The organism is Pseudomonas sp. NPDC085632, assembly GCF_044541255.1.
In the GTDB taxonomy this organism is placed as follows: Bacteria; Pseudomonadota; Gammaproteobacteria; order Pseudomonadales; family Pseudomonadaceae; genus Aquipseudomonas.
Window position 1 is genome coordinate 1 of sequence record NZ_JBITSX010000063.1, and the last position, 24,215, is coordinate 24,215.

25 protein-coding genes and 2 pseudogenes are annotated in these 24,215 nt (G+C 59.2%); 12 read left to right on the forward strand and 15 right to left on the reverse strand.

The features are described from left to right. Positions 1 to 430: pseudogene (locus ACIF4X_RS26715) on the forward strand (hypothetical protein); the annotation flags it as partial. Between the two features lie 15 nt (positions 431 to 445). On the opposite strand, the pseudogene ACIF4X_RS26720 reads toward ACIF4X_RS26715, so the two are convergent. Beyond that, a pseudogene (locus tag ACIF4X_RS26720) lies at positions 446 to 694 on the reverse strand (DUF2442 domain-containing protein); the annotation flags it as partial. A 279-nt stretch (positions 695 to 973) separates the two neighbouring features. On the opposite strand from ACIF4X_RS26720, the gene ACIF4X_RS26725 reads away from it, so the two are divergent. Both ACIF4X_RS26725 and ACIF4X_RS26730 read left to right on the forward strand, forming a co-directional pair. Beyond that, positions 974 to 1,819, forward strand: a complete 846-nt coding sequence (locus ACIF4X_RS26725; protein WP_007911294.1) for a MoxR family ATPase — start codon at positions 974 to 976, stop codon at positions 1,817 to 1,819. Between the two features lie 12 nt (positions 1,820 to 1,831). Next, complete coding sequence (locus ACIF4X_RS26730; protein WP_007911295.1) at positions 1,832 to 3,010, forward strand: VWA domain-containing protein; 1,179 nt, start codon at positions 1,832 to 1,834, stop codon at positions 3,008 to 3,010. Positions 3,011 to 3,097: 87 nt separating this feature from the next. Here the strand turns inward: ACIF4X_RS26730 and ACIF4X_RS26735 are convergent, their stop codons facing one another. The 4 genes from ACIF4X_RS26735 to ACIF4X_RS26750 all read right to left on the reverse strand — a co-directional run bounded on the left by ACIF4X_RS26735 (position 3,098) and on the right by ACIF4X_RS26750 (position 6,814). After that, complete coding sequence (locus ACIF4X_RS26735) at positions 3,098 to 4,015, reverse strand: biotin-dependent carboxyltransferase family protein (RefSeq protein ID WP_397484373.1); 918 nt, start codon at positions 4,013 to 4,015, stop codon at positions 3,098 to 3,100. Further along, on the reverse strand, positions 4,012 to 4,716 hold the full coding sequence (gene pxpB, locus ACIF4X_RS26740) for a 5-oxoprolinase subunit PxpB (RefSeq protein ID WP_397484374.1): 705 nt from the start codon (positions 4,714 to 4,716) through the stop codon (positions 4,012 to 4,014). The genes ACIF4X_RS26735 and pxpB overlap by 4 nt, the downstream gene beginning before the upstream one ends. Next, positions 4,713 to 5,465: a 5-oxoprolinase subunit PxpA gene (locus tag ACIF4X_RS26745; RefSeq protein ID WP_397484376.1), complete on the reverse strand. Its 753-nt coding sequence runs from the start codon at positions 5,463 to 5,465 to the stop codon at positions 4,713 to 4,715. Before ACIF4X_RS26745 ends, pxpB begins: the two co-directional genes overlap by 4 nt. Before the next feature lie 62 nt (positions 5,466 to 5,527). Further along, positions 5,528 to 6,814 carry an MFS transporter gene (locus ACIF4X_RS26750; RefSeq protein ID WP_038358414.1) on the reverse strand — a complete coding sequence of 429 codons (1,287 nt, stop codon included), beginning with the start codon at positions 6,812 to 6,814 and terminating at the stop codon, positions 5,528 to 5,530. A 160-nt stretch (positions 6,815 to 6,974) separates the two neighbouring features. Here ACIF4X_RS26750 and ACIF4X_RS26755 point away from each other — a divergent pair, with 160 nt between their 5' ends. Next, a complete protein-coding gene (locus ACIF4X_RS26755) occupies positions 6,975 to 7,889 on the forward strand; it encodes a LysR family transcriptional regulator (protein WP_397484377.1) in 915 nt (304 codons plus the stop codon). Positions 7,890 to 7,972: 83 nt separating this feature from the next. Here the strand turns inward: ACIF4X_RS26755 and ACIF4X_RS26760 are convergent, their stop codons facing one another. Genes ACIF4X_RS26760 through ACIF4X_RS26770 form a run of 3 tightly spaced genes read right to left on the reverse strand, consistent with a single transcriptional unit; the run spans position 7,973 to position 9,817 of the window. Continuing rightward, positions 7,973 to 8,515: a DUF2937 family protein gene (locus ACIF4X_RS26760; protein WP_331695075.1), complete on the reverse strand. Its 543-nt coding sequence runs from the start codon at positions 8,513 to 8,515 to the stop codon at positions 7,973 to 7,975. Between the two features lie 12 nt (positions 8,516 to 8,527). Next, the gene (locus tag ACIF4X_RS26765; protein ID WP_008085906.1) at positions 8,528 to 9,304 is read right to left on the reverse strand and encodes a class II glutamine amidotransferase; all 777 of its coding nucleotides are present in this window, start codon (positions 9,302 to 9,304) and stop codon (positions 8,528 to 8,530) included. A gap of 15 nt (positions 9,305 to 9,319) precedes the next feature. Then, positions 9,320 to 9,817, reverse strand: coding sequence for an MFS transporter (locus tag ACIF4X_RS26770; RefSeq protein ID WP_397484380.1), 498 nt, complete (start codon positions 9,815 to 9,817; stop codon positions 9,320 to 9,322). A 237-nt stretch (positions 9,818 to 10,054) separates the two neighbouring features. Between ACIF4X_RS26770 and ACIF4X_RS26775 the strand changes: the two genes are divergently transcribed. Together ACIF4X_RS26775 and ACIF4X_RS26780 are read left to right on the forward strand one after the other, a co-directional pair. After that, complete coding sequence (locus ACIF4X_RS26775) at positions 10,055 to 12,109, forward strand: S9 family peptidase (protein ID WP_397484381.1); 2,055 nt, start codon at positions 10,055 to 10,057, stop codon at positions 12,107 to 12,109. Positions 12,110 to 12,310: 201 nt separating this feature from the next. Beyond that, entirely contained in the window at positions 12,311 to 12,784 is a 474-nt protein-coding gene (locus ACIF4X_RS26780; RefSeq protein ID WP_016771227.1) for a cyclic nucleotide-binding domain-containing protein, read from the forward strand. Here ACIF4X_RS26780 and ACIF4X_RS26785 read toward each other — a convergent pair. After that, positions 12,781 to 13,065: a hypothetical protein gene (locus ACIF4X_RS26785; protein WP_397484383.1), complete on the reverse strand. Its 285-nt coding sequence runs from the start codon at positions 13,063 to 13,065 to the stop codon at positions 12,781 to 12,783. The two genes, ACIF4X_RS26780 and ACIF4X_RS26785, sit on opposite strands and share 4 nt — an antisense overlap. A gap of 80 nt (positions 13,066 to 13,145) precedes the next feature. Between ACIF4X_RS26785 and ACIF4X_RS26790 the strand changes: the two genes are divergently transcribed. From ACIF4X_RS26790 to ACIF4X_RS26805, 4 genes are all read left to right on the forward strand, one after another. Then, positions 13,146 to 13,832 (forward strand): spermidine synthase, encoded by a 687-nt coding sequence (locus ACIF4X_RS26790; protein ID WP_397484384.1) that lies wholly within the window; start codon positions 13,146 to 13,148, stop codon positions 13,830 to 13,832. A 48-nt stretch (positions 13,833 to 13,880) separates the two neighbouring features. Then, complete coding sequence (locus ACIF4X_RS26795; protein WP_007911336.1) at positions 13,881 to 14,252, forward strand: YajD family HNH nuclease; 372 nt, start codon at positions 13,881 to 13,883, stop codon at positions 14,250 to 14,252. A 208-nt stretch (positions 14,253 to 14,460) separates the two neighbouring features. Beyond that, on the forward strand, positions 14,461 to 14,931 hold the full coding sequence (locus tag ACIF4X_RS26800) for an RNA methyltransferase (protein WP_007911337.1): 471 nt from the start codon (positions 14,461 to 14,463) through the stop codon (positions 14,929 to 14,931). An 81-nt stretch (positions 14,932 to 15,012) separates the two neighbouring features. Next, a complete protein-coding gene (locus ACIF4X_RS26805) occupies positions 15,013 to 15,390 on the forward strand; it encodes a DUF2892 domain-containing protein (RefSeq protein WP_064119662.1) in 378 nt (125 codons plus the stop codon). A 95-nt stretch (positions 15,391 to 15,485) separates the two neighbouring features. Here the strand turns inward: ACIF4X_RS26805 and ACIF4X_RS26810 are convergent, their stop codons facing one another. Both ACIF4X_RS26810 and ACIF4X_RS26815 read right to left on the reverse strand, forming a co-directional pair. Then, positions 15,486 to 16,715, reverse strand: coding sequence for a hypothetical protein (locus tag ACIF4X_RS26810; RefSeq protein ID WP_397484386.1), 1,230 nt, complete (start codon positions 16,713 to 16,715; stop codon positions 15,486 to 15,488). Positions 16,716 to 16,750: 35 nt separating this feature from the next. Further along, positions 16,751 to 17,200, reverse strand: coding sequence for a YcgN family cysteine cluster protein (locus tag ACIF4X_RS26815; protein WP_397484387.1), 450 nt, complete (start codon positions 17,198 to 17,200; stop codon positions 16,751 to 16,753). Between the two features lie 280 nt (positions 17,201 to 17,480). On the opposite strand from ACIF4X_RS26815, the gene ACIF4X_RS26820 reads away from it, so the two are divergent. Further along, a complete protein-coding gene (locus ACIF4X_RS26820) occupies positions 17,481 to 18,074 on the forward strand; it encodes a nitroreductase family protein (RefSeq protein ID WP_397484388.1) in 594 nt (197 codons plus the stop codon). 132 nt (positions 18,075 to 18,206) lie between these two features. Here ACIF4X_RS26820 and ACIF4X_RS26825 read toward each other — a convergent pair whose 3' ends face one another. The 4 genes from ACIF4X_RS26825 to ACIF4X_RS26840 form a co-directional block, all read right to left on the reverse strand. Then, positions 18,207 to 19,139: a D-2-hydroxyacid dehydrogenase gene (locus tag ACIF4X_RS26825; protein WP_127926209.1), complete on the reverse strand. Its 933-nt coding sequence runs from the start codon at positions 19,137 to 19,139 to the stop codon at positions 18,207 to 18,209. 104 nt (positions 19,140 to 19,243) lie between these two features. Then, positions 19,244 to 19,537: a YcgL domain-containing protein gene (locus tag ACIF4X_RS26830; RefSeq protein ID WP_397484389.1), complete on the reverse strand. Its 294-nt coding sequence runs from the start codon at positions 19,535 to 19,537 to the stop codon at positions 19,244 to 19,246. Continuing rightward, entirely contained in the window at positions 19,534 to 20,667 is a 1,134-nt protein-coding gene (gene rnd, locus ACIF4X_RS26835) for a ribonuclease D (RefSeq protein ID WP_397484390.1), read from the reverse strand. Before rnd ends, ACIF4X_RS26830 begins: the two co-directional genes overlap by 4 nt. Before the next feature lie 163 nt (positions 20,668 to 20,830). Beyond that, on the reverse strand, positions 20,831 to 22,480 hold the full coding sequence (locus ACIF4X_RS26840) for a phosphoethanolamine transferase (RefSeq protein WP_397484391.1): 1,650 nt from the start codon (positions 22,478 to 22,480) through the stop codon (positions 20,831 to 20,833). A 414-nt stretch (positions 22,481 to 22,894) separates the two neighbouring features. Here ACIF4X_RS26840 and ACIF4X_RS26845 point away from each other — a divergent pair, with 414 nt between their 5' ends. After that, a complete protein-coding gene (locus ACIF4X_RS26845) occupies positions 22,895 to 24,088 on the forward strand; it encodes a cyanate transporter (RefSeq protein WP_397484392.1) in 1,194 nt (397 codons plus the stop codon). The last annotated feature ends 127 nt before the right edge of the window (positions 24,089 to 24,215 follow it).

The window sequence follows — 24,215 nt, forward strand, 5'->3', positions numbered from 1 at the left end:
AGACTTCGAATTCCGCCTGCGCGCCAAAGACATCGAACTCAAAAGCATGAACGACTTCGCCTCGGCTTACGGCAAGTTCGACTTCAACGCCGGCCACGGTGATGTGGTGATCGAGGCCAAAGCCAAAAAAGCCCAGGTCAACGGCTACATCAAACCGCTGCTGCGCGACGTCGAAGTGTTCAACTGGCAGCAGGACGTGGAAAACAAGAACAAGAGCATCTTCCGCTCGGTCTGGGAGGCATTGGTGGGCGGCACGGAAACCGTGCTGAAGAACCAGGCCAAAAACCAGTTCGCCACCAAGGTAGAACTCAGCGGCAACGTGCATCAGCAAAATATCAGCGCATTCGAAGCGTTTTTGCAGATTTTGCGTAATGGTTTCGTACAGGCGTTCAACGCTCGGTATGAGCGGCCGAAGCCTGATGCGGGTTAGGGTTCATTTCTGGAAAGCATCCAGATATAGAGTATCGGCGCCAATCTGAATATCCGGGGCAGGCCTTTCAACGGTCCAACCTTCATCGCCCAAGATGGCAGTCGTAAAGACTTGGGGATCAAGCAAGGGCTGCAACTGCTTATACGTTTGAATATCTCGACTCAAATCGAGTGTCAGCGCTCGGCCATCAACAAAGCAGAGTGCAAGCCGGCTATCAGATAGCGCAGTAACTGCCGCCAAGCGTGGTCGTTCCATGGATAGCATCAATTCGGCACCTCCGGGCACATGGGGACTGCTTCGCAGCCCAGCGGGAGCAAGCTCCCTCGCCACAGATCCAGTGGACATCCTGAAAGCTATCGCCAAATCAACGTGGCCTGAATACTGGCCAAGCGCCGAGACTGAGTCAACATGTGACGCCCCATTCAGAGACTGAATAAGCCGTCTGCGTTCACAGTCGACCGGGCCGCGCGTTATAGTCGGGCATCCGATTATTTCGCCCCCGCCCTGCCCGTCAGGTCCGCGTTACCGTTCGAGGATTAGCAGATGAAGTTCGAAGGCACCCAGGCCTACGTCGCCACCGATGACCTGAAGCTGGCGGTCAACGCCGCCATCACCCTGGAGCGGCCGCTGCTGGTCAAGGGCGAACCGGGCACCGGCAAGACCATGCTCGCCGAGCAACTGGCCGAATCGTTCGGCGCCAAGTTGATCACCTGGCACATCAAGTCCACCACCAAGGCTCATCAGGGCCTCTACGAGTACGATGCGGTCAGCCGTCTGCGCGACTCGCAACTGGGCAATGAGAAAGTCCACGATGTGCGCAACTACCTGAAGAAGGGCAAGCTCTGGGAGGCTTTCGAGTCCGAAGAGCGAGTCATTCTGTTGATCGATGAAATCGACAAGGCTGACATCGAATTCCCTAACGACTTGTTGCAAGAACTCGACAAGATGGAGTTCTACGTTTACGAGATCGACGAGACGATCAAAGCGAAGAAGCGCCCGATCATCATCATTACCTCCAACAACGAGAAAGAGCTGCCGGACGCCTTCCTGCGCCGCTGCTTCTTCCACTACATCGCCTTCCCCGACCGCACCACCCTGCAAAAAATCGTCGACGTGCACTACCCGGACATCAAGAAGGATCTGGTCAGCGAGGCCCTGGACGTGTTCTTCGACGTACGCAAGGTGCCTGGCCTGAAGAAGAAGCCGTCAACTTCGGAACTGGTCGACTGGCTGAAGCTGCTGATGGCCGACAACATCGGCGAAGCGGTGCTGCGCGAACGCGATCCGACCAAAGCCATTCCGCCGCTGGCCGGTGCGTTGGTGAAGAACGAACAGGACGTGCAACTGCTTGAGCGCCTGGCGTTCATGAGCCGTCGCGGCACCCGCTAAGAGGCTGATGCCATGCTGCTCAACCTGTTCAATGAAATGCGTGCAGCCAAGGTGCCGGTGTCGGTGCGTGAGCTGCTCGACCTGATCAACGCGCTGAAACAGCGCGTGACCTTCGCCGACATGGACGAGTTTTATTACTTGTCGCGGGCGATTCTGGTGAAGGACGAACGCCATTTCGACAAGTTCGACCGCGCGTTCGGCGCCTACTTCAATGGCCTCGAAAAGCTCGATGATCACTTGCAGGCGCTGATTCCCGAAGACTGGCTGCGCAAGGAGTTCGAGCGTTCGCTGAGCGACGAGGAGCGCGCACAGATCCAGTCCCTCGGCGGTCTCGACAAGTTGATCGAAGAGTTCAAGAAGCGTCTGGAGGAACAGAAGGAACGCCACGCTGGCGGCAACAAATGGATCGGCACCGGTGGCACCAGCCCATTTGGCTCCGGTGGTTTCAACCCGGAAGGTATTCGGGTCGGCGATGCCGGCAAGCGCCAGGGCAAAGCCGTGAAAGTCTGGGATCAGCGCGAGTACAAGAACCTCGACGATTCGGTGGAACTCGGCACGCGCAATATCAAAGTCGCCCTGCGCCGCTTGCGTAAATTCGCCCGTCAGGGCGCCGCGGAAGAACTCGATATCGACGGCACCATCGACCACACCGCCAAGGACGCCGGTCTGCTGAACATCCAGATGCGCCCCGAGCGCCGCAACACGGTGAAGCTGTTGCTGCTGTTCGACATCGGCGGTTCGATGGACGCCCATGTGAAGATCTGCGAAGAGTTGTTCTCGGCCTGCAAGACCGAGTTCAAGCATCTGGAGTACTTCTACTTCCACAATTTCGTTTACGAATCGGTGTGGAAAAACAACATGCGCCGCACGTCAGAGCGCACGTCGACCCAGGATCTGCTGCACAAGTACGGCGCGGACTACAAAGTGATCTTCATCGGTGACGCCGCCATGGCACCGTATGAAATCACCCAGGCCGGCGGCAGTGTCGAGCACTGGAACGAAGAGCCGGGTTACGTGTGGATGCAGCGCTTCATGGAGAAGTACAAGAAGCTCATCTGGATCAACCCGTATCCAAAAGATACCTGGGGCTATACCTCATCGACCAACATCGTGCGGGATCTGATCGAGGATCAGATGTATCCGTTGACGTTGCGCGGGCTTGAGGAAGGGATGCGGTTTTTGTCCAAATAAAAGCAAAAGATCGCAGCCTGCGGCAGCTCCTACAGTGAAATTCGCGTTTCTTTGTAGGAGCTGCCGAAGGCTGCGATCTTTTGATCTTCAGCCAAATCTCTGCAGATACTCGATGTGCTCACGGTGCGCGACGTCCTGCACCACCGGCCGGAACCGCACCTTTGCCCCCGGCAAACACTGCGCTAACCGCGCCAGCGCCAGCGGCGTCAACGCCCCCAGTCGCGGATACCCGCCAATTGTCTGCCGATCATTGAGCAACACGATCGGCTGGCCGTCCGGCGGCACTTGTACCGCGCCCAACGGAATGCCCTCGGAAATCATCGGCAGGCCCTGATATTCCAACGCCTTGCCCAGCAAACGAATGCCCATGCGATCAGCGCGACTGTCCAGCGCCCAAGCCGTGTTGAACACATCAAACAGACTCTGCCCGCTGAACTGGCCGATCTGTGCGCCGAGCACAAGATCCAGCGGCGCATTCGATTGCAAATTCGACCGTAACGCCAACGGCACTTCTCGAAGTGGCACCGACTCACCGCGATAACTCAGCGCCGCCCCTTTGGCCAGCGGCAAGCCCAGGCCATCCAGACCACCGAGTTCTTCACGTACAACCGTGGCGCTACTGCCCAACACCTGCGGCGCATCGAAACCACCGGGCGCTGCCAAGTAAGCCCGGGCACCCAGCAACGGCTGAGTGAGTTGCAACTTCTGCCCTTTACCCAATTTGAAACTGCGCCACGGCGCCAGCGGCTGCCCGTCAATCTGTGCGCCAAGATCTGCGCCGGCCAACGCCAACCAACAAGCCTCCTCGGCTACCACGGCAAAACCGCCGAGAGTGATTTCGATCACCGTTGCATCCAGCTCATTGCCGAGCAACCAGTTGGCCCAGCTCATTGAACACCAATCTGCCGCACCGCCCTGGGTCACGCCCAGATGCCGCACGCCGAAACGCCCCGCGTCCTGCAACAGGCACAGCGGCGTGCTCGCTTCGATTGTCAGTCGGCTCATGCCAGTGCCTCCAGTGGTGTGTCGTCGCCGCCCAGATTGATGAACTCGGCGTGACTGACCGCTTCGAATCGCACCGTGTCGCCCGGTTGCATCAGGCTGTAGCCGTCGCGATTGCGGTCAAACAGTTTCGCCGGAGTACGGCCGATCAGATTCCAGCCACCGGGGGATACCACCGGGTAAGCCGCCGTTTGCCGTTCGGCAATGCCGACGCTACCCGCCGCGACTTTCTTGCGCGGCGTGCTCAAGCGCGGCGCCGCCAGAATCTCTTCGACCAGCCCCATAAAGGCGAACCCCGGGGCGAAACCGAGAGCGAACACCTGATACTCCCGCGCACTGTGACGCCGGATTACCTCCGCCACCGCCAGGCCGCTGCGCTCGGCGAGCAAACTCAACTCAGGGCCGACGCTCAAGTCGTACCAGACCGGCAGCACATGGCATTGGCCGGCGGTTTGCGCATTCGGAGACAGGTCGATCAACGCTTCGGCGATCAATTCCCGCGCCTGACTCGGACTCAGTGCAGTCAAATCGTAATGCACCATCAACGTTGTATACGACGGCACGAGATCGATCAGCTGCGCACCGAACACCGAACGCAAACGCTCACTGGCAGCGAGCATCCACGGCATGTTGGCTTCGGCGATTTCATCGAACAGACGCAGCATCAGGCAATCCAGTGCCACCACTTCAATCCTTGGGTTCATAAGGCACGCTGCTGATTCAAGGCCTCGCGAATTCGCTGTACGGCGGCTACCGAACTGGCGTTGTCGCCGTGCACGCAGAGGGTATTGGCGTGCAGGCGCAAAGCGCTGCCGTCGCTGGCGACAAGATTGCCGCCACGGGCAATGGTCAGCGCTTGTTCGATGATTTTTTCAGATTCGTGATGCACTGCGCCCGGGAGTTGCCGTGAAACCAGTTTGCCGGCGCTGTCGTAGGCGCGGTCGGCGAACGCTTCAAACCACAAAGTCACGCCGTACTCATCGCCGATCTGCTGCGCGGCCGCATTGTCGCGAGTGGCCATCAGCATCAACGGCAGGCTGCGGTCGTAAGCAGCCACCGCCTCAATCACCGCACGCAATTGCGCCGGGTTGGCCATCATGTCGTTGTACATGGCGCCGTGAGGTTTGACGTAGCTGACGCGCCCGCCCTGGGCTTTGCAAATGCCGTCGAGGGCGCCAATCTGGTAATGCAGGATGTCTTGCAGCTCTTGCGCCGAATACGCCATGGAGCGGCGGCCGAAGCCGACCAGATCCTGATAGGCCGGGTGCACACCGATCTGCACACCATGGCTCAGGGCCAGGCTGACGGTCTTGCGCATGATGCTCGGATCGCCGGCGTGGAAACCACAAGCCACGTTGGCGCAATCGATGAAAGGCATGACCTCGGCGTCCAGACCCATGGTCCAGCTGCCGAAGCTCTCGCCAATGTCGCAATTCAATAGCAGGCGGCTCACGGTGAACACTCCTGTAGGTGCTTGTCTTTTTATCTGTAGGACTGTGCTGCGCAGGTTATCAGTTACTGCGCATCGAGTTGCTTGCCACGGGTTTCCGGCAAGCTCAATGCCGCGATAATCACCACGCCGTACGACACCGCCGCAAACGCGCCAATGCCGACACTCAACGGCACCTTCTGGCTAAGCAGGCCGATCAGCAGCGGAAACAAAGCCGCCAGCGCCCGACCGATGTTGTAGCAAAAGCCCTGCCCCGAACCGCGAATTCGCGTAGGAAACAACTCCGTCAGAAACGCGCCCATTCCGCTGAAAATCCCTGAAGCAAAGAAGCCCAACGGGAAGCCCAGCCACAGCATCACGCCGTTGCTGACCGGCAGTTGCGTGTAGAGCAGAACGATGGTGAACGAGCCGACCGCGAAGAGGATGAAGTTCTTTTTGCGCCCCAGCAGGTCAGTCAAATAAGCGCTGATTACGTAACCGACGTAGGAGCCGACAATCACCATGGCCAGATAGCCGCCGGTGCCGAGTACGCTCAAGCCGCGTTCGTTTTTCAGAAAGGTCGGCAGCCAGGAAGTGATCGCGTAATAGCCACCCAGCGCGCCAGTGGTCAGCAGTGAAGCGCGGAACGTGGTGAAGAGCATGCCCGGCGCGAAAATCTCGTAGAACTTCGATTGATTCTCCGGCGTTTGTTGAGCTTTAGCCTCGCGATAGATCTCCGGATCTTTCACCAGTCGACGGACGAAAATCACGAAAATTGCCGGCACGATGCCGAGGATGAACAGCGCCCGCCAGGCATCTTCCGGCGGCAATACGGAAAACAGCAACGCATACAGAATCGCCGTCAGCCCCCAGCCCAGCGCCCAACCGGATTGCACCATGCCTACTGCTTTGCCACGGTCCTTGGCGCGGATCACCTCGCCGATCAGCACCGCGCCGGCGGTCCATTCGCCGCCGAAACCGAAGCCCATCAAAGTCCGGGCGATCAACAGTTGTTCGTAGTTTTGCGCGAAGCCGCAGAGGAAGGTGAAGAAGGCGAACCACAGCACCGTCAGTTGCAGGGTGCGCACGCGACCGATGCGGTCAGAAAGGATCCCGGCAACCCAGCCGCCGATGGCCGAAGCGATCAAAGTACTGGTATGAATCAGCCCCGCTTCACCGGTAGTGATGCCCCACATCGCAATCAGCGTCGGCACGACGAAGCTGAGCATCTGCGTGTCCATGCCGTCCAGACCGTAACCGATCTTGCAGCTCCAGAACGTACGACGCTCCTGCTGGTTGATATTGCGATACCAGTCGAACGGCCCCGGACGCGCCGTTGCCTTGGGTACTTCTAGGGTGTCGGGAGCACGCATGGCTTATCTCCGCAGGTTTTTTTATTGGTCTTGTTCGTAGCCCCGACGACGCCTATCGTGGGGACCGGATGCGTCGATTTTTCGTCGCGCGGCCCTGCTGCGTCCAACGAATAAAAACCCGCCTTAGCCATAAGAAAAATTTGTCACCCGAGCCTTGCCCATGAACCTGAAGTTTCTCGAGACCTTTGTGTGGGTCGCCCGACTGAAGAGTTTTCGCCTGACCGCTGACAAGCTGTTCACCACCCAAGCGTCGATTTCCAGCCGCATTGCGGTGCTGGAAGGAGAGCTGGGGGTGAAGCTGTTTTTACGCGATTCGCGCGGTGTCAGCCTGACGCCCGAAGGTCTGAAAGTGCTGGAATATGCCGAGCAGATGCTCGACACCATGTCGGCGCTCAAGCAGTCGATCGAGACTCGCTCAAGCAAGGTCGGCCGCGTGCGTATCGGCGTGATGGACACGGTGATCCACACCTGGCTCAGCCCTTTGGTCGCGCAGATGACCGACCTGTATCCACGAGTGGAAATCGAACTGGTGGCGGATACCTCGCTGAACCTCTGCGATCAGCTGCAAAAAGGCTTCCTCGACATTGTTTTGCAAACCGATCTGATCCGCCATGAAAGCGTGCGCAGTCTGGAGCTGGCCAGTCATCCGCTGGGCTGGATCGTCGCGAGCAACTCGATCTACAACCGCGACTACGCAGACCTTGCAGAACTGGCGCAGGAACGGATCATCACTTACTCGAAAAATTCCCGACCGCATCAGGATCTGCTGGCGTTGATGCAGGCCAGCGGCGTGATTGCGCCGCGTTTGAATTGCGTGAATTCGGTGTCGGCGATTACCCGGTTATTGCGTGATGGATTCGGGATTGGTGTGCTGCCACCGGTGTTGGTCGCCGAAGAGTTGGCTCGGGGCGAATTGACCTTGCTGGACATCGATCAACGGCCACCGAACTTGCAAGTGGTGGTGTCGTGGCGGGTGGGGGTTGAGTGGGTCGAGGAGATTGTGACGTTGTGTCAGCAGGTGCTCGAGGGGTATGCCCAGAAAATGGGTGAAGGGTATGTGGTTTTAAACCCCTGAAAATCAAAAGATCGCAGCCTTCGGCAGCTCCTACAGAGATCAATGTGGGAGCTGCCGAAGGCTGCGATCTTTGCTCTTGGTTTTTACAACCCGCGTACGTCGCGGTCTTCGATCGGCCGGCTCTGGCGCAGACGCCGGCCACCGAGCACGACCCAGTCGATCAGTCGGAACAGGCATTCAATGCCGAACGACAGCAGCAACGCGCCGCTCATGCCCCAGATCATCGCTTCCGGAGTCAGCAGGATCTGATAGCTGTAGCCGTTCCAGGTTTCCTTGCGAATGTCCGGGTCAGCCGCCAGCACGACTTGCAGGAAGCGGATGTACCACGGGCCTTGCATCGCCTGGAACTGCTTGTCCAGCGCAATCTGGCGGCTAAGCAAAGTGCTCAGGCTGTCGGCATCGCTGCGAAACACCGGGTCTTCGCTGGCGCGGTAATGCGCGACCAGTGCCTGCATATCACCCTTGAAAAACTGCTCGGCCGTGCCCTGAAAACCGCGCAGACCGGTCTGTGCCTCAATGAGGTGCGCCTCGACACGTTTCGCGTAATCGTTGATGAAGCCTGGCACCTGGACACCGATCAACAGGCCCGCCGCAAACAACACCAGCCGTATATAACTGAGCAACATGGGGTGCAATCCTTATTCGGTCTTGCCTTGACTGACGCATTCGCCGCGTCGCCACAGGCTCCATTGGCCCGGTTCGTAGCGGGTCCAGGTTTCGTTTTCGGTCAAAGGTTCGGTGGCGATCACCGTGACCACGTCGTTGGGCGTGGTTTCCGCCTGGAAATCGACAATGACATCGACATCCTTCAGGCGCGCCGGGCCAAACGGGGCACGTCGAGTGATCTGTGCGAGTTTGGTCGAGCAATAGCAGAACAGCCAGTCGCCATCGCTGAGCAGGCAGTTGAACACGCCTTTGCTGCGGTACTCAGCGCACGCGGCGACCAGATCCGGCAGCAGCGCTTCTATATCGACCGGCTCCGGAAAAGCTGCACGCACGCGGTTGAGCAAATCGCAGAATGCCGCTTCGCTGTCGGTATCGCCAACCGGGCGGTAGAAGCTTTTGATCGGAGTGAAATCGGCGAGCTGGCCGTTGTGCGCGAAGCACCAGTTGCGCCCCCACAGTTCGCGGACGAACGGGTGGGTGTTGGACAGGCAGACCTTGCCGACGTTGGCCTGGCGGATGTGGCCGATGACCACTTCGCTCTTGATCGGATAACGCTGCACCAGATTGGCGACTTCCGATTCGCAACTCGCCGCCGGGTCCTGAAACAGACGCAAGCCACGGCCCTCATAGAAGGCAATGCCCCAGCCGTCGCGGTGCGGGCCGGTGCGGCCGCCGCGCTGCATCAGGCCGGTGAAGCTGAACACGATATCGGTCGGCACGTTGGCACTCATGCCCAGTAATTCACACATGTGCGGACTCTCGGGTTACAGGCGCGGCTCGACCCGCATGCGCTGCGGGTTATTCGGCAAGGGTGGACGACCGTAGCGGTCATCACCGGCGCCGCCAAACGGTTGATCGTCATCGCGATCATCGGCGCGGGCGGCGGCTTTCGCGGCTGCGGCCTGTTCACGACGCGCGCGGGAAGCCCGTTCGATCGGGAAGCGGATCAGCACGAAAATCAGGTAGATGCCGAAAGCGATCATGGTGTACATGAACAGATCGGAGATCGCCCGCCAGGCGTTGTTGCCGACCTTGAAGGCCAGGTCCAGCGCGGTAATGGCGATGGACGGTGCAACCTTGGCTTTCACCGGATCAATGATGGTCGGGCTGAACAACAACACCGCCATCAGCACGCGCAGCGGCTCGCGCAACCAGCGCCACATCCAGGTGGTCAGGCGCATCCATACCAACAGGCAGCCCACAGCGGCAAAGGCGTAGAGGCCCCAGGCGATCAGATAGTCGTTCTCGGTCATGGTGTCCATGGCAAGGCAGGCAAAGAGGCGCTTATAGTAACGACTTTTCGCCCGTGCGGCTTGTCCCAATACCAGACGGCCAGCAGCAAACCCTGTGGGAGCGAGCTTGCTCGCGATAGCGGTGGGTCAGTGAAACAAATGTCATCTGACACGACGCCTTCGCGAGCAAGCTCGCTCCCACAGGGGGCTGCAGCGGTTTCAAGCGCTGCGAAAAACCTTATTCCGAATATTGTCCGAGAGCCTTTCATGTCCGAATCCGCCAACGTCATCAGTGCCCCGATTGCCCACAAGGCGCCCGGGGCCGACCCGTATGCCTGGCTGCAGGAGCGCGACACCGACGCGGTGCTCGATTACCTCAAGGCCGAAAACGCCTACCAGGAAGCACAAACCGCCGATCAGGCCCAATTGCGCGAAACGCTATTCGAAGAGATCAAGGGCCGAATCCTCGAAACCGACTTGTCGCTGCCTTCGCCGTGGGGCCCGTACCTCTACTACACGCGCACCACAGCGGGTGACGAATACGCCCGGCACTATCGCTGCCCGCGCCCGGCGGACGACAGCCTGACCCTCGACGAAAGCCGCGAACAACTGCTGCTCGATCCGAATGTGCTGGCCAACGGCGGGTTCTTCTCGCTGGGCGCGTTCAGCATCAGCCCGGACCACCAGCGTCTGGCCTACAGCGTCGACGCCTCGGGCGATGAGATTTACACGCTGTTCGTCAAGGAACTGGCCAACGACAAAGTCAGCGAGCTGGAATTCGAAGACTGTGACGGCAGCATGACCTGGGCCAACGACAGCCTGACCCTGTTTTTCGGCGTGCTCGACGACACCCACCGTCCGCACAAATTGTTTCGTTATCGCCTCGATGGCACGGCTGCCGAAGAGGTGTTCCACGAGGCGGACGGTCGCTTCTTTCTGCATTGCTACCGCTCCAGTTCCGAGCAGCAACTGCTGCTGTCGCTGGGCAGCAAGACCACCAGCGAAGTCTGGGCGCTGGATGCCAATCAGCCGCACCAACCTTTCACTTGCCTGGCGCCGCGCGTCGAAGATCACGAATATGACGTCGATCACGGCCTGCTCGATGGCGTATGGACGTGGTTTATCCGCACCAACCGCGACGGCATCAACTACGCCCTGTATCAGGCGCCGGACACCGGCACCGCGCCGACCGAAGCCGACTGGCAGAACCTGATCCCCCACAGCGATACGGTGATGCTCGATGGCGTCAGCCTCAACACCGAGGCCATGACGCTGAGCCTGCGCGAGGGTGGCCTGCCGATCATCGAAGTTCACCCACACGGTCTGACCCCTTATCGCGTGCAATTGCCGGACGCCGCCTACAGCCTCTATGTGCAAAACAGCCTGGAATTTGAAAGCGACCGCATTCGCCTGCGCTACGAGGCGTTGAACCGTCCGGCGCAAGTTCGCCAGTTGATCCTCGCCAGGGGCGAACAAACCGTTTTGAAAGAAACCCCGGTGCTCGGCCCGTTCGACGCTGACGCCTACGTCAGCCAGCGGCTGTGGGCGACGGCGCCGGACGGTACGCAAGTGCCGATCAGTCTGGTGATGAAACGCGAAATGGTCGGCAAAGCGGTGCCGCTGTATCTCTACGGTTATGGCGCTTACGGCTCGAGTCTCGATCCGTGGTTCTCCCACGCCCGCTTGAGTCTGTTGGATCGCGGGATGGCCTTCGCCATCGCCCACGTACGCGGCGGCGGTGAGTTGGGCGAAGCCTGGTACCGCGCCGGCAAGCAGGAACACAAGCACAACACTTTCAGCGACTTCATTGCCTGCGCCGAATTCCTGATCCTCAACGGTATTACCACAGCCGAAAAACTGGCGATCAGCGGTGGCAGCGCCGGTGGTTTGCTGATCGGTGCCGTGCTTAACCAGCGTCCGGATCTGTTCGCCGTGGCGATTGCTGAAGTGCCCTTCGTCGACGTGCTAAACACCATGCTCGACCCGGACCTGCCGCTGACCGTCACCGAATATGACGAATGGGGCAATCCTGAAGAGCCGGATGTTTACGAGCGGATCAAGGCGTATGCGCCGTATGAAAACGTCAGTGCACAGAATTATCCAGCGACGCTGGTCATTGCCGGCTACAACGACAGCCGCGTGCAGTACTGGGAAGCGGCCAAGTGGGTGGCGAAATTGCGCGCGACCAAGACCGACGACAATGTGCTGCTGCTGAAGACTGAACTGGGCGCCGGGCACGGCGGGATGAGCGGGCGTTATCAGGGATTACGTGACGTAGCGCTCGAATACGCATTTGTTTTCAAGGTTTTGGGCCTGGCCTGAGGAACTCCGTTGGTCACTTGGGTCTTAATTGCAGACCCAAGAGGCCGATAATCCACAGACCCCCTGTAGGAGCTGCCGAAGGCTGCGATCTTTTGATTTTGATTTTTTCAAAGGCAAGATCAAAAGATCGCAGCCTTCGGCAGCTCCTACAAGGGACCGGGTGTAGCCTGAAAACCGAGATAATAAAAAGACCGTGACGACATGTCAGAACCGACCTTCCTGAACAACGAAATCCGCGACTGGCTGATGGACTGCGGCCTGTTCGATCAATTGCAACTGGCCGACTTTGCGGCCGCTTCCGGCTATTTCAGCATCAGCACCGTGGCTGAGGGCGAAGCGATTTTCCGCGAGGGCGACGCCGGCAGTTTCATGTGCATCATTCACACCGGCCAGGTGGCCGTGCAGAAAACCGGCGCTGATGGTCAAGTCATCACCATGGCCACCCTGCGCAGCGGTCGCGCCTTTGGTGAAATGGCTGTGCTCGATGGTGAGCGACGTTCGGCCACCTGCATTGCCGCGAGCAATTGCCAACTGTTGAACCTGGGCAAGGATTCGCTGGAAAAAATGCTCAACGACGCGCCGAAAATCGCCGCCAAGATCATTCGCGCCCTCGCCGTCTCGCTGTCGAAACGCCTGCGCATGGCCGACGGCCAATTGGCCGCGCAGCAGGTTTAACCGCCGGGGGATTTCGCCTTGGTGCCGCTCGGTTCAATGCCCGGCACCGGTTGATCCTTGCTCGGTGGGCTGGGCATTTCGATCGGTACCAGCGGCGGGCTGCCACTGCCGGCGCCCGACTTGGGAATGTTGATCGGCGTGATCTGCGGATACGGCGTCGGTGTCGCGGTGCCGGGCGAGCCAGGTTGCGGCGCCGGGCTGACCGGAATGGTCTGTTGCGCCTGCACTGCAGTAATGGAGAGCACGGCCAGGGCAATGACCGTTAGAATGGTGCGCTTCATCAAGGGCTCCGTTTGGCCTCTAGTCTGCGCTCAGGCTACTCCCAACAGGCCTGCTTGCCTTCCCCTTTGTAGAGATTTCCATGAAACGTTTCGTTCTGCTCGACACCACTCCGATCCCTGAAAGCGGCGGTGCCCTGTGCCTGTTCGAGTATGGCGAGGATTTTGTCATCAAGATCCAGGGCGGCGACGGCGGGCAATTGATGAACACGCGCATGCACGGCTCCGAAGATGCCCTGGCCGAGATTCCTTGCCGCAAAGTGGCTGGCCGAGACAACTCGCGGGTGCTGATCGGCGGTCTGGGCATGGGTTTTACCCTCGCCTCCGCGCTCAAACATTTGGGCAAGAGCGCCGAAGTAGTGGTCGCGGAACTGGTGCCCGGCGTTGTTGAATGGAACCGTGGCCCGCTCGGCGAGAAGTCCGGCCGTCCGCTGCTGGATCCGCGCACGGTGATCCGTCAGGAAGACGTCGCCAAGGTGCTGCAAAGCGAGCCGAATGGTTTCGACGCGATCATGCTCGACGTCGACAACGGCCCCGAAGGCCTGACGCAGAAGGCCAACAGTTGGCTGTACTCCGCCGCGGGTCTGAATGCCTGCGCCAAATCCTTGCGCCCCAAAGGCGTGCTGGCCGTGTGGTCAGCCAGCGCCGACCGGCAGTTTTCCGACAAATTGAAGAAGGCCGGTTTCAAGGCGGAAGAGGTCCAGGTCTTCGCGCACGGCAACAAGGGCACGCGCCACACGATCTGGATTGCCGAGAAGCTCAAGGGCTGAGCTAAACTCTGCGCATAACCGTCATTAGTCTTTTACAAAGGTGAACCCATGAGTTCGTCCACCCCAACCAACACGTCGAAGCTGGATCGCATCCTCGCCGACAACCAGCGCGACAAGGAAATGGGCTACCGCGACAAGGCCCTGAAGATGTACCCGCACGTCTGTGGCCGCTGCACCCGTGAATTTTCCGGCAAGCGCCTGAGCGAACTGACCGTGCACCACCGCGACCACAATCACGACAACAACCCGCAGGACGGCTCGAACTGGGAATTGTTGTGCCTGTATTGCCACGACAACGAACATTCGCGGTATACCGATCAGCAGTATTTCAGCGAAGGCTCGTTGAGCACGCCGAAGATTGCCAAGGCGACGCATAACCCGTTTGCCGCCCTCGCCGGTCTCATGAAAAAAGAAGATTAATGATCTTCATCGCCTGAACTGGCCCCATCGCTGGCAAGCCAGCTCCCACAGTGATCAGGATCGTTCACAAATTTTGTGTGTATCCAGGAAACCTGTGGGAGCTGGCTTGCCAGCGATGAGGCCGGGCCAGACACCGCAGATCTCGAATCTGCCCGCACTCCCCCAATCCCCGTATAATCGCGCTTTTTTTCCCGAAGGCACCCCGCTCGTGGCAGACAAACGGTACAGCTGCATTGGTTTGTATAACCCCAAATCACCGGAGAACGTCGGTTCGGTGATGCGCGCCGCAGGCTGCTATGGCGTGGCGTCGGTGTTCTACACCGGCAAGCGTTATGAACGCGCCGCCGACTTCGTCACCGACACCAAGCGCGTGCACTACGACATCCCGCTGATCGGCATCGACGATCTGAAAAAGATCCTCCCGCTCAACTGCGTACCGGTCGCCGTGGAACTGGTCGAGGGCGCCCGCCCTCTGCCGGAATACACTCACCCGGATCGCGCCCTGTACATCTTCGGCCCCGAAGACGGCTCGCTGGATAAAGAGATCCGCGACTGGTGCGAAGACGTCGTGTACATCCCGACCACTGGCTGCATGAACCTCGCCGCGACGGTCAACGTTGTGCTCTATGACCGCATGGCCAAGGGCTTGAACACCCGCTCCGGGCCAAAATTCCGCTGAAGCGTCGTATATCCGATGGAACGAGCTGACCGTCTGCACAGTCAGCTTGTTTATCCATTACTCATTGCCTGGAGAAAGATCATGACCGAGCTCAAACGCGTCGAACGTATCGAATCCACCCCGTTCCAGAGCCACCCCGAGCAAAACGTCGAAGGCTGGGAGCGCATCGGCTCATTGGCCGGTGGCGTGATCATGGTCGGCAAAGGCCTGCGCCGTGGCGGTGTGTTTGGTTTGATTCAGGTGGCGATTGGCGGCGTGGCGATGGCGCGCGGGATTACCGGGCACAGTTCGGTGAAGAGCCTGTTTGAGAAGAGTCGTCAGGACATGAATAACGTGCGGGCGAAGATCGAGCGGGCCGGAGAAGAGTTGAGCAAGCTGAAGGCCAATGCCGAAGCGGCGACCAAGACGGCTACCGTGACCGGCAATGATTCGGTGAAATCGCCGAAAGCCGGGGTTTGATAGCTTAAAAGCAAAAGATCGCAGCCTTCGGCAGCTCCTACAGGGAAAACGCATTCCACAGGTAGGAGTTGCCGAAGGCTGCGATCTTTTGATCTTTACTGTAGCAACGCGGTATCAAGGACTTTGGAGGACTCCCCGAGAACACTCTCCGCCAGTTGCACAAACTCCTTCGTACTCACCCTCCCCAGATGCATCGCCCCACGCAACACATCATCCAGCGAACGCTTGTTGCGCGTCTTCAAACGAATCTCGCCGTCCAGCTCCTGCAACAGCACCACTGCTTTCGCCACCTGCGCCGGGCTGACCTGCTCGCCGCGCAAGGTCGTGACTTTCTGGCTGTCCCTGGCCAGTTTCGCCTGCAAACTCTGATAACGCTCATCGCTCATGCCACCGGCACGGCGCACCAGTTCGATCGCGTAATACTCGGCAAAGCCTTCGCTGATCCAGTCACTGCGCTGCTCGTCGTCAATCCTACCGAACACCTGCGCCAGCTCACGCACCAAAGCGCTGCTGCCGCTTTCGCTGACCAGCGGCAATCGTGTGTTCAGGTAGATGGATTCATGCGCGCCTAGACTGCCGCGCCACATCGGGTCGTTGGCGCCGACAATCAACAATTTGACCGGATGGCGTGGATAAACCGCCTGCACCTGCGGCCAGACGAACGTGAGTAATGTCAGCACGTCCATGCGGCGCATGCCCTGCCCTTGCGGCGAGGCCACGGTGACTTCGGTTTCGCCCAGGCGTGTGCGGCGGCTACCGACGTGGCCGGCGAGCATCCAGCCGGTCGGCCGGTCGAACAGGCGCGAGGGATTGTCGATGCGGAATTTGTTTTTGCCGATGCGCGGCCAGGCGGTTTCGATGCTTTTCCAGCCGTCGGGCAATTCGAATTGCAGACGCGCGACCAGTTCAATGCCGTCCTGTTGATCGAGTTTGGCCGGCGGTACCAGTTCGTCGCCACGCATCAACGCCCAATTGGGGGTCATGCGCGTGTCGAAGCTGCCGTTCTTGCGGCCGTGGCTGATGCGTACGCGGTAGGTCAGACTGGACTTTTCGCTGGCGGGGCGCCAGACCCCGCGCGCCTGTTTGCCCGGGCTCAGCAGCCACTGGCCGTCAGCCTTGAAGTCGCTGTAATGACTGCCGTCGCCAAGATCGAAATCGAGACTGCGCACCGCTTCACCCTTGGCCAGGGTCAGGCGTACTTCGGCCTGATCGCTCTGTGGCAACAGGCGCACGTGATAATCCAGATCGACTTTCTTCGCCGCCCAGACCGGCGCGCTCAACGCCAGCAGCGCAATCATCAACGCTTGCGGCAATCCGACAGCCATACGCACTCCTTGGTAAAGCTTGGAACAGCAGGTGTTTAACCTGCGCGGAAAATCAGGTGATCTTCCCAGTCATCCTCCGGCACGCTGCCTTCAGCGAGCATGCGCCCGGATTGGGAGATCCGTTCATGGTGCACCGCGTCGCGGTCGCCGCACACCAAGTGGTGCCACAGCGGCAGATCCTTGCCTTCGCTGACCAGTCGATAACCACAGGTCGGCGGCAGCCATTTGAATTCTTCAGCCTGACCCGGGGTGAGCTGGATGCAATCCGGGACAAATTTCAGGCGATTCGGATAATCGCTGCACTGGCAGGTTTTCAGGTCCAGCAGTTTGCAGGCGATGCGCGTGTAGTAAACGCTGTTGTCCTCTTCATCTTCGAGTTTTTGCAGGCAGCACAGACCACAGCCGTCGCACAGCGATTCCCATTCATCGTGATCCAATTGATCGAGGGTTTTGCGTATCCAGAACGGTTCGACTTTGGCGATCATGGCTCAAGCATCAACATCAGGTGGTGAAAAGGCCGCCAGTCTAGTGCTCAAGGCCTTGCGGGCCAAGCGTTGGCGACTGCCGGTTGTGCGGGACTTGTCAGTTTTTGTGGCGGCGCGTAGCTTTGCCTGTCGTCACGAGCCTCGTCCGGAAGCCATTAACGCTCGACCGCGTTGCATTCCGGTGAACTGTCATGGCTCGCCAAACCCCATCGTTCAGCGCAACTGATCCCGCCGGGTTTGCAATCGAATCTCTTACTCAAACGTAGCCAGGAATCTCTTGATGAGTGCCAACCCTCGCGTTGCCGATTACGCCATTCACCCACAATTCACCGACCGCTGGTCGCCGCGCGCCTTCACCGGCGAAGCGATCCCGGAAGAAACCCTGCTGAGCTTTTTCGAAGCAGCCCGCTGGGCGCCCTCGGCGTACAACTCGCAACCTTGGCGCTTTCTGTACGCGCGTCGTGATACGCCAAACTGGGAGCGTTATCTGGGCCTGCTCAATGAATTCAACCGAAGCTGGGCGCAGCATGCGTCGGCGCTGGTGATCGTGATTTCGAAAACCACGTTCACTGCACCAGGTGCGACGGAAGAAACTCCGGCGTTGTGGCACACCTTCGACACCGGTTCGGCGTGGGGCCATCTGGCGCTGCAAGCGAGCCTCAGCGGTTGGCACACCCATGGCATGGCCGGGTTCGATCAGGAGCTGACGCGCAAGGCGCTGAACATTCCTGAAGGTTATGCGCTGCACGCGGCCGTGGCGGTCGGCAAACTCGGTGACAAGGCAACGCTGGCTGAATACCTGCAAGCTCGCGAAGAGCCAAGCCCGCGCCGTCCGCTGAACGAACTGGCGGCTGAAGGCGACTTTACCCTCTAAGCCACACCGCAAATGATCGTTCCCACGCTCCGCGTGGGAATGACTCAAGGGACGCTCCGCGTTCCAGTGGGACGCAGAGCGTCCCCGGCTGCATTCCCACGCGGAGCGTGGGAACGATCTGAAGCAACGAGATCAATACCCGCGATTGAAATCCACTTCCCCGCGCAACGCTTCGCTCGCCTGATACGCCTTCAGGTTCTCGACAAACAGCTGCACCATCAACGCCGGTGACGTCGGCGCCGAGCTGTGCCCGGTCAGCAGCAAACCCCACGCGGTCCAGAACGGATGCCGTTGCGGCAACGGTTCCTGACGGCAAACGTCGATCACCGCTCCCGCCAGGTGCCCTTCCTTCAGCGCCTCCACCAGATCTGCGTCAACCACCGCAACACCGCGTCCGGCGTTGATGAACAACCCGGTCGGCTTGAATTGCTTGAACAGCGCCGCATCGTAGATATCGTGGGTGTGCTCGGTGTTCGGCAACAGATTGACCACGTAATCCACCTCGCCCACCAGACGCGGCAGATCGGCCATCGAACCGACTTCGACAAACGGCGCCTGCTCGCGGGCGCTGCTGGCGATACCGTACAGCTCAATGCCGAATGGCAGCAGGAATTGCGCAACGCTCTGGCCAATGTCGCCGGTGCCGACGATCAGCACTTTGCGCCCGACCAGGCTCTGGCCGCTGCGGTTGTCCCACTTGCGCTCGACCTGGCTGACCAGGCGCGCCAGCACTTCGCGCTCATGACCGAGGATGTACGTCAGCACGTATTCAGCCATCACCTGACCGAAAATACCCACCGCACGGGTCAAACGGTAATCGCGGCGCAAACCGTCCGCGAGCAGTGGCGTGATGCCGGCCCAGGTCGATTGCAGCCATTGTGGCTGGTGGCCTTGGCGCAGCAGGGTCGCGAGCAGGTCCGGCTGGCCCAGCCACACCGGGCAATCGGCGGCCTGACGGGCCAGTTCAGCGGAGTCGCCGCTGGTCAGTACTTCGAGCTCGGGCGCTGCCTGACGCAGCAGCCGGGCGTATATCGCATGGTCGTGTTCAGCAATCAGAACGCGCATCTTCAAACCTTTCGCAAACCGTGCAGATGGCCGCCGGATTCGGGCGACCATCGCGGTAAAAACAGTTCCAGGGTAAACCGAGACTCAGAACAGAGCCTCGCAGATCAGACCGGGTCGTTGCGTCGCAACAACTCTTCGGGCAAGTGCTCGATGTACTCGTCCTCGGCCGGCGGCATCTGCAGGTGATAGCCCTGTTTGTCGAGGTTCTCCAGGACCAGGACGATGTCTTCGCTGGCCAGTTTGCGCTCGGGCGTCAACACCAGACTGAAGGCAAATATGGCTTTGCCGAAAGCCGCCATCAGGCCCTCGGGCACGCGTTCCAGCTCATCACTCTTGAGCACATAGAGATACATGCCCTTGCGCTTCGAGCTTTGGTAAATAGAGCAAATACGTTTCAAGGCTGTTCTCCGGCGGTGGCCAGGCTGTCGAGCAGCTTCTGACCCATGAGTTCGCGGCGCCAGCCACGCAACGACTCAGGCAATTGGTAAGGACCCTCGGGATAGCCGCTTTTGACCAGGGCTTCGAGGGTTTTCTTGCGCAGCATCAGTTCCGGGGCAATCCCCAGACGCTCGGCCTCAGCCTGGCCCAATGCGCGCAGTTGTTTGATCAACGCAGCGGCTTCGATCGGCAATGGCTCCGGTACGGCCGGCGGCCATTGATCAGGCCCCACACTGCCAGAGCGCTTGATCAGATCAAGCAGAAATTGGCCGTCCTGACGCACGGTACGCGGGTGCATGTCTTCGATCTTGCCCAGTGCCGCGAGGTTGTCCGGTTGCGTGCGGGCCAGCGGCCACAGCGAATGCTCGCGGACGATACGGTTGCGTGGCAGATCGCGGGCGCGGGCTTCGGTTTCCCGCCAGGCACACAGCTCACGCAGTACGGCCAGTTGCGCACGCGAGAGTTTCCACGCCAGTTTGGCCTCCCGATAAACCTCGTAAGGATCGGTTTCGCGGCGCAGGTTGGCGACCAGTTCGGCGCCGTCCTCCAGCACCCAGGCGAATTTGTCGTCAGACAGTTTCGGCCGCAGCTGTACGAAAACCTCCGCCAAGTGCACGGCGTCTTCGGCGGCGTAGCTGATTTGTGTGTCGGACAACGGGCGCTGCAACCAGTCGGAGCGGGTTTCGCCCTTCGGCAGCTCGATGCCGAGCACTTCCTGCACCAGACGCGAATAGCCCATCGAGAAACCGAGGTTCAGATAAGCCGCGCCCAATTGCGTGTCGAACATCGGCGCCGGCAGGCTGCCGGTCAGGCGCAACAGGACTTCGAGGTCTTCGCTGCAGGCGTGCAGGACTTTCAGCACCGCCGGATTTTCCAGCAGTGCGGCCAGCGGTTGCCAGGCATTGATGGTCAGCGGATCGATCAGGTAGGCGCGTTTGCCGTCGCCAATCTGCAACAGGCCGGCAATCGGGTAGAAGGTGTCGACCCGCATGAATTCGGTGTCGAGGGCAACGAACGGCAGCTGCTGCCACTCGGCGCAAAACTGCGCGAGGCTATCGTTGTCGCGAATCCAGTGAATATCGATGGCCACACGGCTCTCCCTTGAAGAATGGCGCGCAGTATATATCGCCACCGGCGATTTACGCGCCTGCGAAGGGCAAGAGCTGTAACGAAATGTCCTGCCAAAGAGCAAGAATAGTCTGACAGAGGAAATAGACAGGCCCGTCGCGTCAGAACGACGGAGCCGATTGGACTCACTCCTTCGCGAGCACGCCGTCGATCACCGCGCCACGGCAACCGGCAAACATGTCCAGACCCGGCTGATAGACCGTGCTCTTGACCTCCAGCAGACCCAGCATCGAGTGGAACAGGTTGTCCTGACTCAGCGGTTTGTCGCGGCTCATCTGCAGGCAATGGGTGTCGACCGAATAAGCCTTCTGATAGTTGTCGGAGAACCACGCCAGCATCGCTACATGCTTTTGTTGCTCTGGCGCCAACATGTAAGGCGTGCCATGCAGGAACAGGTTGTATTCGCCCAGTGACTCGCCGTGGTCCGACAGGTACAACATGGCGGTATCGACTTTGTCCTGATTGCTGCGCAATACATCGATCAGACTCGACAGCACATGGTCGGTATACACCAGCGTGTTGTCGTAACCGTTGACGATACTTTCGCGGCTGCAGTTATTCAGCGCGTTACTTTCACACACCGGGGTGAAGTGCTCGTATTCCTTCGGATAACGCTTGAAGTATTCCGGGCCGTGGCTGCCCATCTGGTGCAGGACCAAAACGGTGTCCTTGTCCAAGTGGTCGATAAAACCTTGCAGGCCTTGCAGGAGGATTTCGTCGCGGCATTCGCTGTTGGCGCACAGCGCCGGGTCCTTCAGGTTGCTGACATCTTGCAGGGTGACTCGATCACAAGTGCCTTTGCAGCCGGACTGGTTGTCGCGCCAGATCACGTCGATCCCGGCACGCTTGAGCACATCGAGCAGGCCTTCTTCATTCTTGGCTTTGCTCGCGTCGTAATCCTTGCGGCCCATGTTGGAGAACATGCACGGCACCGAAACAGCCGTTTCCGTGCCGCAGGAATGTACATCGGTAAAGGCGATCAGCCCGGCTTCCTTGTCGAGTGTCGGCGTGGTGTCACGGTGGTAACCAAGGATGCCGAAGTTCTCCGCCCGGGCACTTTCCCCCACCACCAGCACCGTCAGGGATTTACGCGGTTGAAGCTTCACATCCGGATTGCGCTCGGCGTCCTCGCCGATCTTGATGAAAGGCTGCCGCGCCGAGACCACTTGCTCACGTAGATAACCCGCCGAAGCACCGATGTAATTACTGGGCACCAGCATCAGACGAATTTCGTGGTGATTGCGAAACAGCGATGACAAGCCCTGATAGTTGGCCAGCGCCACCCCGCCAATCACCGCCACCGAAGCAACACTAACAATAACTTTGCTGATTAACTCACGGTGCCAACGACGATAGTTGACTGGGACTTTCCACAACAACCAGGACGGTAATACACCGAGCAAAAGAACATAAGCAAACAACTTCAACGAAAGCAGATCACGCACTTCCGTCACATTGGTTTCGGCAAAGTTGCGAAACATGCCGGCATCGATCATGACGCCATATTGACTCATGAAATAAGCCACACCGGCGCTGATCAGAAATATCACGGTCAACAGTGGTTTGAGCACTGGACGGAAAGCGAGGGCCGTCAGCACGATGTTGAATGCCGCGAGCATCATCACCCCGAACGCCACGCGCATGGCGATGCCCTTGCCATCGGCGGCGGTGATCTCGAACAGGTGTTGCCAGAGGACAAAATTACAGCCGATTAAAAGAAAGGCGCTGGCAATCAACGTCACCCATTCCGGGCGCACGGCTTTTAACTTCAACATAGAAAGGGCGATTCCTGAAAAGAAGAGCCTTGGTCCATGAAAGAAATTTCAATTGTGAAAATTTCATTAACTAAGGCACGAGAAATTTTAAGCAGGCAACCATCAATTTTTTGTGAAAAAGACGCCAACGATTAGTTGGCATTGGGTCATACGCTTAAACTTGCGAAGTATTTGAGAATGGTTCAGCTTTTATTCAGTAAAAACAACACGGCTGTCCCTTGTGGGAGCGAGCCTGCTCGCGAAGAGGTTGGCACATCCAATATTTTCGGTGGCAGACAATCCGCTTTCGCGAGCAGGCTCGCTCCCATCGAGGGTGGCGGGGTATCGAGTTTTTAAATACTGCTCAGGATTTTCTGGTTTGCCCGGACTAGACGGCTCTGCGCCTAATCGTCTGCCCCGCTCAAAGGTCTGATGATGGAAAACGTCCGCGCCACCGCTCGCCCCGCTGTATGGCTGATGCTCGCGATCATGCTCGTAGCCCTCAATCTGCGTCCGTCGATGGCGGCGGTCGGCCCGTTACTGTCGGCCATCCGCGCTGACATCCCGCTGAGCTTCAGCGTCGCTTCACTGCTGACCATGCTGCCAGTGATGACGATGGGCCTGGCGATGTTTTTCGGCATTGGCATCAGTCAGCGGCTGGGTGAGCAACGGACGGTGTTGCTGTCCTTGCTGATCATCGCCCTGGCGACGTTGTCACGGCTGTTTATCGAATCGGCCCCCCAGTTGATCGTCAGCGCCGTGCTGGCCGGCCTCGGCATTGCGCTGATTCAGGCGTTGATGCCGGCGCTGATCAAATCGCGCTTCGCCGACAATGTCGCCCTGTGCATGGGTTTGTATGTCACGTCGATCATGGGTGGCGCAGCGATTGCCGCTTCGTTCGCACCGCTGGTGATGTTGCAAACCGGGAGCTGGCGCAGCGGTTTGAGCATCTGGGCGATCCTGGCGTTGCTGGCGCTTGTGTTCTGGTGGTCGCAACGCCGCCAGTTGTCCTCCAGGGTGACGGCGATAACCGGCAAAGATTCGTTCTTCACCCAGTCCCGTGCCTGGTTGCTGGCCATCTTCTTTGGTCTGGGAACCGCGTCCTACACCTGCGTGCTGGCCTGGCTCGCGCCGTACTATGTGGAAAAAGGCTGGAGCGAACAAAACGCCGGGCTGTTGTTAGGTTTTCTGACGGCGATGGAGGTGATTTCCGGCCTGGTGGTGCCGGCGATCGCCAATCGCAGCCGGGATCGGCGCGTGATTCTGATGGCGTTACTGATGCTGATCATCGCCGGGTTTTGCGGCCTGATCCTCAGCCCACAACAACTCAGCCTCTTGTGGCCCTGCCTGTTGGGGCTGGGCATTGGCGGTTTGTTTCCGATGAGCCTGATCGTCTCGCTCGATCATCTCGACAACCCGCAAGGCGCCGGTGGGCTGACCGCGTTCGTGCAAGGCATCGGTTACTTGATCGCCGGCCTTTCGCCGCTGCTGGCCGGAATGATCCGCGATTGGCTCGGGAGTTTCGAGTGGGCCTGGTGGTCGCTGACCGCTGTGATGGGAGTGATGCTGTTGATGGTGTGGCGCTTCGACCCCAGGCATTACGCCCGACACTTTCCCTCGTCGAGCTAAAGGCTTCTGGCCATCTTTTAGCGGTTTAATTCGTGACGTCGTGTTACTAAAACTTTCTGTCCCACAACTGACCGTGAAACGTCCTACAGGGCTTTGTCCTGGCACCATCGTTCCGTTAGGATCGTTC